The sequence below is a fragment of the Lysobacter sp. N42 genome (genome assembly GCF_004344885.1).
Genome location: NZ_SKFB01000015.1, coordinates 15,307 through 29,070, shown reverse-complemented (window position 1 = coordinate 29,070; position 13,764 = coordinate 15,307). Strand labels below are relative to the sequence as shown.

The following is a 13,764-nucleotide window of genomic DNA, read 5'->3' as shown; positions in this document are numbered from 1 at the left end:
CAATCCCGAATCCCGAATCCCGTGCAGAACATCCATTCCGACAAGATCCTCATCCTCGACTTCGGCGCGCAGTACACGCAGCTGATCGCGCGCCGCGTGCGCGAGCTCGGCGTCTACTGCGAGATCTGGGCCTGGGACCACGACCCGGCCGAGATCGCGGCCTTCGCACCGAAGGGGATCATCCTCTCCGGCGGACCGGAGTCGACCACGTTGCCCGGCGCGCCGCGCGCGCCGCAGGAGGTCTTCGACTCCGGCCTGCCGATCCTCGGCATCTGCTACGGCATGCAGACCATGGCCGCGCAGCTCGGCGGCGCGACGGAGGCGGCCGACGCGCGCGAGTTCGGCCATGCCACGGTCGACGTGGTGCAGCCCGACGCGCTGTTCGCCGGTCTGTCCGACCACGGCGGCGCCGCGAAGCTCGATGTCTGGATGAGCCACGGCGACCACGTCTCGGCGGTGCCGCCGGGCTTCGCCATCACCGCCCGCACCGATCGCATTCCGGTGGCGGCGATGGCCGACGAGTCGCGGCGCTGGTATGCGGTGCAGTTCCATCCCGAAGTGACGCATACGAAGCAGGGGCAGGCGCTGCTTCGCCGCTTCGTCGTCGACGTCTGCGGCTGCGCCACCCTGTGGACGGCGGCCAACATCATCGAGGACCAGATCGCGCGGGTGCGCGAACAGGTCGGCTCGGACGAAGTCGTGCTCGGGCTGTCGGGCGGCGTGGACTCCTCGGTCGTCGCCGCGTTGCTGCATCGCGCGATCGGCGACCAGCTCACCTGCGTCTTCGTCGACACCGGGCTGCTGCGCTGGCAGGAAGGCGACCAGGTGATGGCGATGTTCGCCGAGCACATGGGCGTGCGCGTGGTGCGCGTGAATGCGCGCGAGCGCTACTTCCGCGCACTCGAGGGCGTCAACGACCCGGAAGCCAAGCGCAAGATCATCGGCCGTCTCTTCATCGAGATCTTCGACGAGGAGTCCGCCAAGCTCACGAACGCGAAGTGGCTCGCGCAGGGCACGATCTACCCCGACGTGATCGAGTCGGCGGGCAGCAAGACCGGCAAGGCCCACGTCATCAAGAGCCACCACAACGTCGGCGGCCTGCCCGAGACGATGAAGCTCGGCCTGGTCGAGCCGCTGCGCGAGCTGTTCAAGGACGAGGTCCGCCGCCTGGGCGTCGAACTCGGCCTGCCGCCGCACATGGTCTACCGCCATCCGTTCCCCGGCCCGGGCCTGGGCGTGCGCATCCTCGGCGAGGTGCGCCCCGAGTATGCCGAGCTGCTGGCGAAGGCCGACCACATCTTCATCGAGGAGCTGCGTCGCCACGACCTCTACGACAAGGTCAGCCAGGCGTTCGCGGTGTTCCTGCCGGTCCGCTCCGTCGGCGTGGTCGGCGATGCCCGCGCCTACGAATGGGTGATCGCCCTGCGCGCGGTCGAGACCATCGACTTCATGACCGCGCACTGGGCTCACCTGCCGCACGAGTTCCTGGGCCACGTCTCCAACCGCATCATCAACGAACTGCGCGGGGTCTCGCGCGTCGTCTACGACATCAGCGGCAAGCCGCCCGCAACGATCGAATGGGAATGAGCCACCGCGCGCCGGAGGCGCGAGCGGGCGGCAGTTCATCGACCGGCCATGGATGGCCGGGCCGGACCACCCGTGACCGACTGGTCGCGCCAGGCACGGCAGCCTGACCCGCGCCGTCGAGCTGCAGGTCGACGGCGCGCATGCGACCCCAACACACGCCTGACCCCCGGTCCAACCATCGTGACGCCACCCGATGCCTCCACCGACGAATACTTCATGCGCGAAGCACTCGCGCTGGCGGCCCATGCGCGCGACGTGCACGACGAGATCCCGGTGGGCGCGCTGGTCGTCGAGGTCGAAGGGAACGTGATCGGGCGCGGCTGGAACCGGAACATCGGGGAACACGATCCGAGTGCCCACGCCGAGATCGTGGCGATGCGCGAGGCGGGCAGGGCGGTCGGCAACCATCGCCTGCTGGGCGCGACGCTGTACGTGACGCTCGAGCCCTGCGCCATGTGCGCGATGGCGATGATCCATGCGCGCCTGGCGCGCGTCGTGTTCGGCGCGTACGACCCCAAGACCGGCGCGGCCGGCAGTGTCTTCGACCTGCTGCTGGATCCACGTCACAACCATCGCCTGTCGGTGCAGGGCGGCGTGCTGGGCGAGGAGGCCGGCGCGATGCTGACCGCCTACTTCCGCGCCAAGCGCGCGCGGCGCCCGGCCGCGGGCGATGCCTAGCGCGTGCGACCGGCCATTTCCTGGTCGAGCTCCTCGTCGAACGAGCGCACCGACAGGCTGACTTCCACGCCGAGGATCACGCTGGCTCCGAGCAGGAAGCCCACGCCCAGGATGGCGAGCGCGGTCGGCACGAGGCCGAGGCGGAATCCGGCGAACGCATCGACGGCCAGAGCCAGGCTGGTTCCGACGAAACTGCCCAGGCCCGCGTACAGCATCTGGCAGGCACGCAGCACCAAGGCCGCGCGCCTGCGGTGACGCGCGATCTGGCGGTCGCGCCAGGACATGTCCGGTGCGTCGTGCTTCCATTCCTCGATGAGCGCGCGCAAGCGGTCCACGACGCGCGCCAGGCGCGCGTTCGCCGAAACCAGCAGCGAGCCGGTCGCCGCCATGAGCAGGGCCGGTGCGAGCATCGCGGTGAGGATCGCGTAGTGGCCGGACGTCAGGTCGGTCGGGGTCATGGGGCATCCTCGGGTGCTCGGCTATCATGCCGCCTCACCCCAACGACCGCGAGCGCATGTCCGTTGAATCGCCGAAGGAGCATCGCCTGATCTGGATCGACCTGGAGATGACCGGGCTCGACACCGACAACGATTCGATTCTGGAGATCGCCACCGTCGTCACCGACGCGCAGCTCAACGTGCTGGCCGAGGGGCCGGAACTTGCGATCGCGCATCCGCCGGAGCGGCTTGAGGCCATGGACGAGTGGAACCGCAACCAGCACCGCCGCTCCGGGCTCTGGGACCGCGTGCTGCGCGAGGGCGTCCCGATGGCCGAGGCCGAGGAACGCACGCTCGCCTTCCTGTCCGAATGGGTGGACGCGCGTACCTCGCCGATGTGCGGCAACTCGATCTGCCAGGACCGGCGCTTCCTGCACCGCCTGATGCCGCACGTGGAGAAGCACTTCCACTACCGCAACCTCGACGTCAGCACGATCAAGGAGCTGGCGCGCCGCTGGGCGCCGCAGGTGCTCGCCGGCGTGGCCAAGGAGTCGGCCCACACGGCCCTGAGCGACGTGCGCGACTCGATCGCCGAGCTGCGCCACTACCGGCAGTTCATGGGGACGCTGGGCGGCGCCATCGGCTGAGGAACCCGCGCCGACTTCCGCGGTCGAGCTTCCCGTCGCAATGAGGGGAAGCAGGGATGCGGGAGCGCACGCGGAATCTCCAGGAGCGCGCGCTGGCGTGGAGCGGAGTGGTTCTCGTGCATGCGGCGATGTTCGCCGCGCTGGCGCGGATGCCGCCGCCGTACGTCGGGGCCGGCGATGCCGACGCGGCGATCGACGTCGAGTTCATACCGCGCGCCCTGCCGTCCCCGCTGCGGATGCCTGGCGTGGAGCCGGCACGCATCGAGCGCGCTACCCACCCGCCTGTCCATGCCATGACCGCGTCGCCCGATGGGACGGACGCCGGGGCGCCGGTCCCGGTTGCTCCGGCGTCGACCGCGGTGGAGGACGGGTCCGCGGCGCGTCCTCTCGACCTGAGCCTGCCGCCCGCCACGCACGCGAGGCGCACGCTGCATGCCTTCGACCGACCCATCGTCATCGAGGCGCGGCCCACGCGCTTCGAGCGCCATTGGGTGCCGGACGGCAATGCGCTGGAACAGGCGTCGTTCCGTTCCCCGGTGGTGGCGGCGGCCCTCGGGCTGTTCGGCGGGCCACCGCGTCGCTGCAGCGAGGTCGAGCGTCGGCTCAGGCGGGCTGACTGCCTCCCGCTACACGGGCAGGAGGCGGAGGACGAGGCGCTGCTTCGCGACCTCGACGCGGCCAGCGCGCGGTAGCGGGTTCCGGAAAAGACGAAGGCCCGCTTTCGCGGGCCCTCGAAGAGTGGCGTCCCCACGGGGATTCGAACCCCGGTCGCTACCGTGAAAGGGTAATGTCCTAGGCCTCTAGACGATGGGGACGTCGTGGTTGCCCGATGCCGCCAGGCGAACCGAATAGTGGTGGAGCCAGCCGGGATCGAACCGGCGACCTCTACAATGCCATTGTAGCGCTCTCCCAGCTGAGCTATGGCCCCACTTGCTGGAAGCCCGCTACTTTAGCAGCGAATTCCGGTGCGTCAAGCGTTCTCGACATCGATTTCACGTTCAGTAGCGGGAATCGCACCTTCGAAGCGCAGCGAGGCCTCGCCGTGCCCGCGCTCGGCGAGGTACTGCAGCCATTTGCCCAGAAACGTGTTCATGCGCATGCGGTGGCCGAGCAGCCGCTGCGGCGTCGGGTTCAGGCCGATGACGTCCTGCCAGCGGCGGCCGACGTAGCAGTGCGTGGCCTCGAGCTGGCGCGCGTCGTGATACAGCCGCAGGTAGGCGGACGGGTCCGGCTCGCCGGTCACCGGGTCGGGAATCGCGTAGCTCAGGCGCATCTCGCTCGTGTAGGGATGCTGCCCCATCACGTCCACGACCAGCGGCAGGCCGTCGCCCACGTCGGAGACCCAGCGTCCGGGCATCAGGTCGCGCACCGGGAACAGCCGCGTGATCCGCGCATGGTTCTCGGAATACAGCGCCATCAGCCAGGCGAAGCGGCCAAGGCGGGGGACGAGGCGGTGGCGGGCGGCGAGCTGCGACATGGACCGACTCTACACGGCCGGACTCGCGCCGGATGCGACCGTGCGGCGCGTATTCAGCGCCGGACAGGCGCGGCTGTGGCAGGCGTCTCAGAACATCTCGCGCTGGATGCCCAGCGTGCTCATCACCTTGCTGGCGATCTCCTCGATGGAGGTATGCGTGGTGCTGAGGGTCGGGATGCGCTCGGCGCGGAACATGGCCTCGGCGGCCGCGACCTCCCGCCGACAGGTCTCCAGCTGCGCGTAGCGGGAATTCGGGCGACGTTCCTGGCGGATCTGCTGCAGGCGGGCAGGGTCGATGGTCAGGCCGAACAGCTTGTGGCGGTAGGGGCGCAGACGCGGCGGCAGCCGGTCGTGCTCGAGGTCTTCCTCGGTGAGCGGGTAGTTCGCCGCCAGAACGCCGTAGTGAAGCGCCAGGTAGATGCAGGTCGGCGTCTTGCCCGCGCGGGAAACGGCCACCAGCACCACGTCCGCATCGGCGTAGTCCAGGCTCTGGCCGTCGTCGTGCGTCAGCGTGAAGTTGATCGCGTCGATGCGGCGGTGGTACCGCTCGAAGTCGACCATGCCGTGCGCACGGCCGACGTGGCGCTGGCGCGTCTGCCCGAGCTCGCGCTCCAGAGGCTCGATGAACGGCGCGAACACGTCGAGCATGAGGGCGCCGCTCTCGGAGAGCACGGCGCTGATGTCGGGGTCCACGCACGAATTGATCACGACCGGGCGTACACCATGGCGCGCCCCCGCCTCGCGGATCCGCTCGACGGCCTCGCGTGCGCGCTCGGGCGTGTCCACGAACGACATCCGGCGGCTCTCGAAGCGCGTCTCGGTGAACTGCGTGAGCACGCTGTGGCCGATGGTCTCGGCGGTGATGCCGGTGCCGTCGGATACGTAGAACACCGGGCGGGTGTCGGTCATGCAGGGCCTCGAAAGCGGCGGGGCAACAGGAAAATCCCGTGGAATCAAGCTTGTACGCGCGGGGCGCTGCGGCGATCATATCGCGCAAACATCGGCGCCCGCGCCTGGAACCCCATACGGAGACCGTCTTGAACGAGAACATCCTCTGGTTGCACGCGCTGCGGCTGTCCGACCTTGCGCGCGTGGGCGGCAAGAATTCGTCGCTGGGCGAGATGATCGGCCACCTCTCGGAACTCGGCGTCTCGGTTCCGGGCGGTTTCGCGACCACGGCCGAGGCGTTCAAGGCCTTCATCGCGCACAACCACCTGCACGAGCGCATCTACGACCGGCTGGCCTCGCTGGACGTCGAGGACGTTCAGGCGCTCACGGTGGCCGGCGCGGAGATCCGCGGCTGGGTGATCGACGCGCCGCTGCAGCCCGATCTGGACCGCGACATCCGCACCGCCTACCGCCAGCTCTGTGCCGACAACGGCGGCGGCGACGTCGCGGTGGCCGTGCGTTCGTCCGCCACCGCCGAGGACCTGCCGGATGCGTCCTTCGCGGGCCAGCAGGAAACCTTCCTCAACGTGACCGGGGAGGACGACGTCGTCCACAAGGTCAAGGAAGTGTTCGCCTCGCTCTACAACGACCGTGCCATCGCCTACCGCGTGCATCACGGCTTCAAGCACGAGGACGTGTTCCTTTCGGCGGGCGTGCAGCTGATGGTGCGCTCGGACGTGGGCGCGTCGGGCGTGCTGTTCACGCTCGACACCGAGTCCGGTTTCCGCGACGTGGTGTTCGTGACCGCGAGCTACGGCCTCGGCGAGATGGTCGTGCAGGGCGCGGTGAATCCCGACGAGTTCTACGTCTACAAGCCCACGCTGCGCGAGGGCAAGAAGGCGATCCTGCGCCGCACGCTGGGCGCCAAGCAGCTGCGCATGGTCTACTCCGACGCGCCGGGCGAGCGCGTGTGCACCGAGCCCACGCCGGAGGAACTGCGCCACCGCTTCTGCATCACCGACGAGGACGTGCAGGAGCTCGCCAAGCAGGCGCTCGTCATCGAGCAGCACTACGGCCGGCCGATGGACATCGAGTGGGGCAAGGACGGCGTCACCGGCAAGCTCTACATCCTGCAGGCGCGCCCGGAAACGGTGAAGTCGCGCGCCCATGCCACGCAGATCGAGCGCTATCAGCTCCTGCAGCGCGGAAAGGTGGTCTGCGACGGGCGCGCGATCGGGCAGAAGATCGGGGTCGGCGTGGCGCGCGTGGTGCGCAAGCTCGAGGACATGCACAAGGTGCAGCCGGGCGACGTGCTGGTGGCGGACATGACCGACCCCGACTGGGAGCCGGTGATGAAGCGCTCGGCGGCCATCGTGACCAACCGTGGCGGCCGTACCTGCCATGCGGCGATCATCGCGCGCGAGCTCGGCGTGCCGGCGGTGGTCGGCACGGGTGACGCGCTGGATACGATCGTGGACGGCCAGCAGGTCACGGTGAGCTGCGCCGAAGGCGACACCGGCTTCATCTACGAGGGCGCGCTGCCGTTCGACCGCAACGTCGCCGACCTCGACGCGATGCCCGAGGCGCCGCTGAAGGTGATGATGAACGTCGCCAACCCCGAGCGCGCGTTCGACTTCGCGATGCTGCCGAACGCCGGCGTGGGCCTGGCGCGCCTGGAGATGATCATCGCCAGCCACATCGGCGTGCATCCCAAGGCCCTGCTGGAGTACGACCGACAGGACGGGGAGACGAAGAAGAAGATCGACGAGAAGATCGCGGGCTACGCCAGCCCGGTCGACTTCTACGTCGATCGCCTCGCCGAGGGCATCGCGACGATCACGGCCTCGGTGGCGCCGAACCCGGTGATCGTGCGGCTGTCGGACTTCAAGTCCAACGAATACGCCAACCTCGTCGGCGGCTCGCGCTACGAGCCGCACGAGGAGAACCCGATGATCGGCTTCCGCGGCGCGAGCCGCTACGTCGATCCGTCGTTCGCCGAAGCCTTTGCCCTGGAGTGCCGCGCGGTGCTCAAGGTGCGCGACGAGATGGGCCTGAAGAACTGCTGGGTGATGATCCCGTTCGTGCGCACGCTCGACGAGGGCCGCAAGGTCGTCGAAGTGCTGCGCGCCAACGGGCTGGAGCAGGGCAGGGACGGCCTGAAGATCATCATGATGTGCGAGGTGCCGTCGAACGCGCTGCTGGCCGACGAGTTCCTGGACATCTTCGACGGCTTCTCGATCGGTTCGAACGACCTCACGCAGCTCACGCTGGGCCTGGATCGCGACTCGGGCATCGTGGCCTCGCTGTTCGACGAGCGCGACCCGGCGGTCAAGAAGATGCTCTCGATGGCCATCCAGGCCGCGCGTCGCAAGGGCAAGTACGTGGGCATCTGCGGCCAGGGCCCCAGCGATCATCCGGACCTTGCACAATGGCTGATGGAAGAGGGCATCGAATCGGTGTCGCTCAACCCCGATACCGTGGTCGATACCTGGCTGCGGCTGGCCAAGGCGAAGGCCGGCGGCTGACCACCCACGGCCGCGAAAACGAATAAGCCCCGCACCGCGGGGCTTTTTTCTTGCGACCGTAGCCTTCTTCAGCGTCGCACGTGCCCGATACGCAGGGTGATCTTCGCACCCGGCTCGGCGGGTACGGGTTCGGATTCGAGGTCGCCGGCCGCGGCGTTGGCGTTTCCGGTGGCGGAGGCACGGGCGATGACCTCGACGCGCCCGACCTGCGACAGGCGACGCGTGGGCATGGCGGCATCCGCATCGTCCAGCTCGACCGTGGCGGGCAGGTCGGCGAGTTTCACGCGTTCGACCGCGACAGGCATCGGCGGACCGGCGGGCGCGCGCGCGATGACGAAGACCGTGGCCCCGGCCGGAAGCCGGCTGCGCAGGTCGGGTGCGATGTCGACCGTTACGCGGATGGCCCCCGCCGCCTTCGCGGCCGGGGCGTCGGCGAGCGGCGGCAGCCCGGCGTCGGCCCGCGCAGACTGGATCTGCGCTCGCAGCGCGGCCCCGGTGCTTTCGTCCACGCGCGAGAGCAGCGCTTCCCAGGTGCGCGCGGCGTCCGCCGGCTGGCCCGCCTGGCGCTGCGCGACGCCGAGGAACCAGGCGGCGCGCTGGTGCGCGGGATCCATCTCGAGGGCGCGCCGCAGCATGTCGAGGGCTTCGGTGTCGAAGCGGCGGTCGGGCCTGGCCAGCGCGCGTGCCTCGGCTGCCTGTGCCAGAAGGTCCGGATTCCTGGGCTGCAGTTCGACGGCGCGCGCTAGCGCACGGGCGGCGTCGGCCGGGCGGTCGTTCGCCAGGTAGGCGTCGGCGAGAAGGCGCCAACCCTCCACCTGTTTCGGATCGCGCCGCAGTTCCTGCTCCAGGCGCTGGATCGCGGCGTCGAGCGTGCGCGGTGTTTCGCGGCGCGCGGGGTCGAGCGCGTCCGGCGTACCGACGAGCACGTACAGGCCGGCCGTCACGGCCAGGCCCGCCGCGACGAGCGCGGTGCCGACAGCGGGGCGCCGCCGCATCAGCGGCGCGAACACGTAGGCGAGGACGAGCGCGCCGAGCAGCAGGCCGGCGGCGATGAAGAGGCTCATGTCACCAGTCTCCCGTGTCGTCCGCGGGAGGCGCGGCGTCCCGCGGGCGCGAGCGCGCCACGCGCCAGAGGATCCAGCCACCGCCCGCGAGCACGAGCAGCGGGCCGAACCACAGCAGCAGTGTCGCCGCCGAGATGCCGGGGCGGTAGAGCACGAACTCGCCGTAGCGCGCCACGAGGAAGTCGCGGATTTCCGCATCGCTGCGGCCGTCGCGGATCATCTGCAGGATCTCGCGCCGCAGGTCGACCGCGATCTGCGCATCGGAATCGGCCAGCGACTGGTTCTGGCACATCACGCAGCGCAACTCGTCGGCCAGCGCGCGGAAGCGGCGTTCCTCGAGCTCGCTCTGGAACTGCAACGGGCGGCGGTCGGTGACCTGCGCCTGCAGGGGCAGGCACAGCAGCATCAGCAGGGCGAGCAGCAGGCTCCTCATGGGCGCGGGTCGATCTCGTCGATGAGCGGCGTGAGCTCGTCGCGAACGATCGCGTCGGTCAACGGCCCTACGTGCTTCCAGCGGACGCGGCCCCGGGCGTCGACGAGGAACGTCTCCGGCGCGCCGTAGATGCCGAAGTCGATCGCGCTGCCGCCTTCCTCGTCGGCGAGCACCAGCCAGTACGGATTGCCGAACTGCTCCAGCCAGCGCAGGGCGTCTTCGCGCGTGTCCTTCCAGTTGTAGCCGACCACCCGCACGCGGCGGGTTTCGGCAAAGCGCGTGAGCACGGGGTGCTCGTCGCGGCAGGCGGGGCACCAGCTGCCCCACACGTTGAGCAGGTAGGGGGCGCCGCGCAGGTCCGCCGCGCGCACGATGCGGCCGGGCTCGTGCAGCACGGGGAGCGCGAACTCCGGCGCGGGCTTGCCGACCAGCGGCGAGGGCAGGGCTTCGCGGTCCGGTCGGCGGCTCAGCCAGACGCCGGCGGCGAGCAGCAGGGCCAGGAGGCCGAAGACGGCAAGGGGGATCCAGCGGGAACGGCTCATGCTGCGGCTCCGTCGGGGGCGTCGGGCTCGATGTCGCGCTGCCGGCGCACCGGCGTGCGGAAGCGCCGGTCGAACGCGGTCACGAGGCCGCCGAGCGCCATCAGCAGCGCGCCCGCCCAGATCCAGCGCACGAACGGCTTGACGTGTACGCGCACGGCCCAGGCCCCGTCGCCCAGCGACTCGCCCAGCGCCACGTAGAGGTCCTTGGTGAGGCCGCGGTGGATCGCCGCCTCCGTCATCACCTGCCCGCCGCTGGCGTAGGCGCGCTTTTCCGGATGCAGCACGGCCAGCACGCGGTCGTCGCGCAACAGGGTGACCTGCCCGCGGTCGGAGACGAAGTTCGGGCCCGGAGTTTCCTCCACGCCGTCGAAGCGGAACACGTAGCGGCCGACGTCAACGGTCTGTCCGGGCCGCACGGCGACCTCCCGCTGCACGTCAAGGCCTTCGACGAGCAACGCGCCGACGAGGAAGACCGCGATGCCCGCGTGCGCCAGCACCATGCCGACCATCTCGGCGGTGAAGCGACCCCCGCCCTCACGCCAGCGGCGCCAGACAAAGCGCAGCGTCCCCGCGCCCACCCAGATCGCGGCGGCGATTCCCAGTGGAGCCTTCCAGCCGCCGTCGGGTGCGACGAAATACGTGAGCGCGGCGCCCACGAGCGCGAGGGCACCCCATGGGGCAAGCATGCGCAGCACGGCGCGCGGCTCCTCGCGCTGCCAGCGGGTGAGCGGGCCGAATGGCAGAAGCAGCACCAGCGGCGTCATGAGCAGCAGGAACAGCAGCGCGAAGTAGGGCGGCCCGACGGAGATCTTGCCCAGTTCCAGCGCGTCCGCCAGAAGCGGGTACAGCGTGCCCAGCAGCACCATCGCGCAGGCGGTGGTGAGCAGCAGGTTGTTGGCCAGCAGCAGGGTGTCGCGCGAGTACAGCGCGAACCAGCGCGGGCGCGCCTCGCCATCCGGCGCGCGCAGGGCGTACAGGAGCAGGGAGCCGCCGACGACGATCGCCAGGAAGATCAGGATGAAGGTGCCGCGCGAGGGATCGGCGGCGAAGGCGTGCACGCTGGTGAGCACCCCGGAGCGCACGAGGAAGGTACCCAGGAGCGACAGCGAGAACGCCGCGATGGCCAGCAGCAGGGTCCAGCCCACGAAGCCGCCGCGCTTTTCGGTGACGGCCTGCGAATGCAGCAGTGCCGCGCCCGCGAGCCAGGGCATGAACGAGGCGTTCTCCACCGGATCCCAGAACCACCAGCCGCCCCAGCCGAGCTCGTAATAGGCCCACCACGAGCCCAGCGCGATGCCGACCGTGAGGAACGCCCAGGCGATATTCGTCCAGGGGCGGGTCCAGCGCAGCCAGCGGTTGTCGACATCGCCCTCGAGCAACGCCGCGATGGCGAAAGCGAACGGGACCGCGAAGCCCACGTAGCCGAAGTAGAGCATCGGCGGATGGATGATCAGGCCCGGGTCCTGCAGCAGGGGGTTGAGATCGCGGCCCTCGGCGGCGGCGGGCAGCAGGCGCTCGAAGGGATTGCTGGTGAAGATCAGGAAGGCGAGGAAGCCCACCGCGACGATCCCCATGACGCCGAGCACGCGCGCCACCACGTGCGCCGGCAGCGTGCGCGAAAAGCGCGCGACGGCCGCCGTCCACAGGGCGAGCACGAGTGCCCAGAGCAGCAGCGACCCCTCGTGCGAACCCCAGACCGCCGAGTAGCGGTACGCCATGGGCAGCAACGAGTTGCTGTTGGAAGCGACGTAGCGGACCGAGAAGTCCTGTACGACGAACGCATGGGTGAGCACGGCGAACGCGATACCCAGCAGTGCAAGCTGGGCGTACGCGGCCGGGCGCGCGACCGCCATCCACGCGCCGATGCCGCGCTGCGCGCCGATCATCGGCAGCGTGGACTGCGCGACGGCGACGAGCAGCGCCAGCAGCAGCGCGACCTGGCCGAGTTCAGGCAGCACGGGCAGCCTCCCGGAGAGCCGTCACTGGTAGGCCCCGGGGGGCGACGCGTCCTGCGCGCCGGCCGGCGCCGCGACGTCGTGCTTCTTGTGCGCCTTGCCCATCTTGTCGGCGACTTCCTTGGGCATGTAGGTCTCGTCGTGCTTGGCGAGCACTTCCTCGGCGACGAAGCGGTCACCCTGCATTCGGCCGGTGGCCACCACCGCCTGGTTCTCGCGGAAGAGGTCAGGAAGGATGCCCGTGTAGACGACCGGCATGCGGGCATCGCCGTCGGTCACCTCGAAATGGGCCTCCATCGAGCCGGGAGCGCGGCGGAAGGACTTCTCGGCGACCATGCCGCCCAGGCGGAAGCGCGCCTGGCCGGAGCGCACGTTGTCGCCGGCCTCGCCGCTGAGGATCTCGGCGGGCGTGTAGAGGTAGGCGACGTTGCGCTGCAGCGCCATCGCCACGAGCGAGGCGGCCAGGCCCGCGCCCAGCACGAGCACGAGGATCCAGAGCAGGCGGCGACGGCGGATCGGGTTCATGGCGTTTCCACGGAACGGGGGGCGCGGCTGCGCGCGGCCTCGCGCGCCTGGCGGCGGCGGGCGGCGCGCAGCTGGCGCCCGATCTGGATGCGGGTGGAGACGAAGTCCCAGCCCAGCACGAGGAAGAACACGGCGTAGGCCGCGATCACGTATTCGCGGTAGCTCACCGGCGACCTCCCGCCGCCTGCGCGACCCAGGCCTTGCCGGACTCGCGGCGCAGGTTGTCCGCCCGCGCGCGCGCGAGCAGGGCGCCGATGAACCAGACATGCGTCCCGACGGCCATCCACAGCAGCGGCGCCAGCATGCTCGGATCCATCTTCGACTCGCCGAACACGCTGATCGTCTGCCCCTGGTGCAGCGAATTCCACCAGACGACCGAGTAACGGATGATCGGCAGCAGCACCACGCCGACGATGGCGAGGAACGAGGCCGCGCGGGCGGCGACGCGGCGGTCGTCGATGGCGCCGTAGATGCCCATCACGCCCAGGTACATGAAGAGCAGGATCAGCTGCGTGGTCAGGCGCGGGTCCCAGTCCCACCAGGTGCCCCACATGGGCTTGCCCCAGATGGCGCCGGTGAGCAGCGTGATCAGCGTGAACGCAGCGCCGATGGGCGCGCAGGCCATGGCCAGGATCTCGCAGAGCTTGATGCGCCAGACCAGCGCGATCGCGGCATACACGGCCATCAGCCCGTACACCGCCAGGCTCATCCAGGCCGACGGCACGTGGATGTAGAGGATGCGGAAGCTGTCGCCCTGCTGGTAGTCGGCCGGCACCTGGAACAGGGCGCCGTACAGGCCGGGCAGCATCAGCAGCGCGCCCAGCACGTAGCCCCACGGCGCCCACTTCGCGGCGAAGCGGTCGAAATAGGGTGGCGAGCCGAGTTGGTGGAACCAGCGGACCAGCGGATTCATCGGGCGGGCGGCGGTGGCGGCGACGCCGCGGAGGCTTGCGGCAGAGTGTCCCCGGCCGGGGCCGGGGGGCGCTTGATTGGACTCAAATCGCCG

At 70.0% G+C, this 13,764-nt stretch carries 15 protein-coding genes and 2 tRNA genes; 5 read left to right on the top strand and 12 right to left on the bottom strand.

Features of this window, described 5'->3' with window-relative positions; all coding sequences use genetic code 11:
• Positions 1-21 precede the first annotated feature (21 nt).
• Positions 22-1,587: a glutamine-hydrolyzing GMP synthase gene (gene guaA / locus EYQ95_RS17245; protein ID WP_132328587.1), complete on the top strand. Its 1,566-nt coding sequence runs from the start codon at positions 22-24 to the stop codon at positions 1,585-1,587.
• Between the two features lie 159 nt (positions 1,588-1,746).
• A complete protein-coding gene (gene tadA, locus EYQ95_RS17240) occupies positions 1,747-2,265 on the top strand; it encodes a tRNA adenosine(34) deaminase TadA (RefSeq protein ID WP_256432838.1) in 519 nt (172 codons plus the stop codon).
• On the opposite strand, the gene EYQ95_RS17235 is transcribed toward tadA, so the two are convergent.
• Positions 2,262-2,723 carry a DUF2721 domain-containing protein gene (locus EYQ95_RS17235; protein WP_132328583.1) on the bottom strand — a complete coding sequence of 154 codons (462 nt, stop codon included), beginning with the start codon at positions 2,721-2,723 and terminating at the stop codon, positions 2,262-2,264. The genes tadA and EYQ95_RS17235 overlap by 4 nt on opposite strands.
• A gap of 56 nt (positions 2,724-2,779) precedes the next feature.
• Between EYQ95_RS17235 and orn the strand changes: the two genes are divergently transcribed.
• Together orn and EYQ95_RS17225 are read left to right on the top strand one after the other, a co-directional pair.
• Complete coding sequence (gene orn, locus EYQ95_RS17230; protein ID WP_132328581.1) at positions 2,780-3,349, top strand: oligoribonuclease; 570 nt, start codon at positions 2,780-2,782, stop codon at positions 3,347-3,349.
• A 56-nt stretch (positions 3,350-3,405) separates the two neighbouring features.
• Positions 3,406-4,041, top strand: a complete 636-nt coding sequence (locus EYQ95_RS17225) for a hypothetical protein (RefSeq protein WP_132328579.1) — start codon at positions 3,406-3,408, stop codon at positions 4,039-4,041.
• A 47-nt stretch (positions 4,042-4,088) separates the two neighbouring features.
• On the opposite strand, the gene EYQ95_RS17220 is transcribed toward EYQ95_RS17225, so the two are convergent.
• The 4 genes from EYQ95_RS17220 to EYQ95_RS17205 all read right to left on the bottom strand — a co-directional run bounded on the left by EYQ95_RS17220 (position 4,089) and on the right by EYQ95_RS17205 (position 5,735).
• Positions 4,089-4,164: transfer RNA gene (locus tag EYQ95_RS17220), tRNA-Glu, on the bottom strand.
• 37 nt (positions 4,165-4,201) lie between these two features.
• Positions 4,202-4,277: transfer RNA gene (locus tag EYQ95_RS17215), tRNA-Ala, on the bottom strand.
• 42 nt (positions 4,278-4,319) lie between these two features.
• Positions 4,320-4,826 carry a DUF1249 domain-containing protein gene (locus tag EYQ95_RS17210; RefSeq protein ID WP_132328577.1) on the bottom strand — a complete coding sequence of 169 codons (507 nt, stop codon included), beginning with the start codon at positions 4,824-4,826 and terminating at the stop codon, positions 4,320-4,322.
• An 87-nt stretch (positions 4,827-4,913) separates the two neighbouring features.
• The gene (locus tag EYQ95_RS17205; protein WP_132328575.1) at positions 4,914-5,735 is read right to left on the bottom strand and encodes a pyruvate, water dikinase regulatory protein; all 822 of its coding nucleotides are present in this window, start codon (positions 5,733-5,735) and stop codon (positions 4,914-4,916) included.
• A gap of 128 nt (positions 5,736-5,863) precedes the next feature.
• On the opposite strand from EYQ95_RS17205, the gene ppsA reads away from it, so the two are divergent.
• Complete coding sequence (gene ppsA / locus EYQ95_RS17200; RefSeq protein WP_132328573.1) at positions 5,864-8,239, top strand: phosphoenolpyruvate synthase; 2,376 nt, start codon at positions 5,864-5,866, stop codon at positions 8,237-8,239.
• Positions 8,240-8,307: 68 nt separating this feature from the next.
• Here the strand turns inward: ppsA and EYQ95_RS17195 are convergent, their stop codons facing one another.
• From EYQ95_RS17195 to EYQ95_RS17165, 7 genes are read right to left on the bottom strand one after another with little or no spacing between them, the layout of a single operon-like run.
• Positions 8,308-9,303 (bottom strand): tetratricopeptide repeat protein, encoded by a 996-nt coding sequence (locus tag EYQ95_RS17195; protein ID WP_132328571.1) that lies wholly within the window; start codon positions 9,301-9,303, stop codon positions 8,308-8,310.
• 1 nt (position 9,304) lies between these two features.
• Complete coding sequence (locus tag EYQ95_RS17190) at positions 9,305-9,736, bottom strand: cytochrome c-type biogenesis protein (protein ID WP_132328569.1); 432 nt, start codon at positions 9,734-9,736, stop codon at positions 9,305-9,307.
• On the bottom strand, positions 9,733-10,278 hold the full coding sequence (locus EYQ95_RS17185) for a DsbE family thiol:disulfide interchange protein (protein WP_132328567.1): 546 nt from the start codon (positions 10,276-10,278) through the stop codon (positions 9,733-9,735). Before EYQ95_RS17185 ends, EYQ95_RS17190 begins: the two co-directional genes overlap by 4 nt.
• Positions 10,275-12,236 (bottom strand): heme lyase CcmF/NrfE family subunit, encoded by a 1,962-nt coding sequence (locus EYQ95_RS17180; protein ID WP_132328565.1) that lies wholly within the window; start codon positions 12,234-12,236, stop codon positions 10,275-10,277. Before EYQ95_RS17180 ends, EYQ95_RS17185 begins: the two co-directional genes overlap by 4 nt.
• A 21-nt stretch (positions 12,237-12,257) precedes the next feature.
• A complete protein-coding gene (gene ccmE / locus EYQ95_RS17175) occupies positions 12,258-12,758 on the bottom strand; it encodes a cytochrome c maturation protein CcmE (RefSeq protein ID WP_132328563.1) in 501 nt (166 codons plus the stop codon).
• Positions 12,755-12,925: a heme exporter protein CcmD gene (gene ccmD, locus EYQ95_RS17170; protein ID WP_132328561.1), complete on the bottom strand. Its 171-nt coding sequence runs from the start codon at positions 12,923-12,925 to the stop codon at positions 12,755-12,757. Before ccmD ends, ccmE begins: the two co-directional genes overlap by 4 nt.
• The gene (locus EYQ95_RS17165; protein WP_132328559.1) at positions 12,922-13,671 is read right to left on the bottom strand and encodes a heme ABC transporter permease; all 750 of its coding nucleotides are present in this window, start codon (positions 13,669-13,671) and stop codon (positions 12,922-12,924) included. The genes ccmD and EYQ95_RS17165 overlap by 4 nt, the downstream gene beginning before the upstream one ends.
• Positions 13,672-13,764: the final 93 nt, after the last annotated feature.

What these genes read in the sequence shown, in the direction of transcription:
- EYQ95_RS17185 (WP_132328567.1), bottom strand. Translation starts at nt 10,278, where the DNA reads ATGAGCCGTTCCCGCTGGATCCCCCTTGCCGTCTTCGGCCTCCTGGCC.
- ccmE (WP_132328563.1), bottom strand. Translation starts at nt 12,758, where the DNA reads ATGAACCCGATCCGCCGTCGCCGCCTGCTCTGGATCCTCGTGCTCGTG.
- EYQ95_RS17195 (WP_132328571.1), bottom strand. Translation starts at nt 9,303, where the DNA reads ATGAGCCTCTTCATCGCCGCCGGCCTGCTGCTCGGCGCGCTCGTCCTC.
- EYQ95_RS17165 (WP_132328559.1), bottom strand. Translation starts at nt 13,671, where the DNA reads ATGAATCCGCTGGTCCGCTGGTTCCACCAACTCGGCTCGCCACCCTAT.
- EYQ95_RS17210 (WP_132328577.1), bottom strand. Translation starts at nt 4,826, where the DNA reads ATGTCGCAGCTCGCCGCCCGCCACCGCCTCGTCCCCCGCCTTGGCCGC.
- orn (WP_132328581.1), top strand. Translation starts at nt 2,780, where the DNA reads ATGTCCGTTGAATCGCCGAAGGAGCATCGCCTGATCTGGATCGACCTG.
- EYQ95_RS17190 (WP_132328569.1), bottom strand. Translation starts at nt 9,736, where the DNA reads ATGAGGAGCCTGCTGCTCGCCCTGCTGATGCTGCTGTGCCTGCCCCTG.
- EYQ95_RS17235 (WP_132328583.1), bottom strand. Translation starts at nt 2,723, where the DNA reads ATGACCCCGACCGACCTGACGTCCGGCCACTACGCGATCCTCACCGCG.
- EYQ95_RS17205 (WP_132328575.1), bottom strand. Translation starts at nt 5,735, where the DNA reads ATGACCGACACCCGCCCGGTGTTCTACGTATCCGACGGCACCGGCATC.
- EYQ95_RS17225 (WP_132328579.1), top strand. Translation starts at nt 3,406, where the DNA reads ATGCGGGAGCGCACGCGGAATCTCCAGGAGCGCGCGCTGGCGTGGAGC.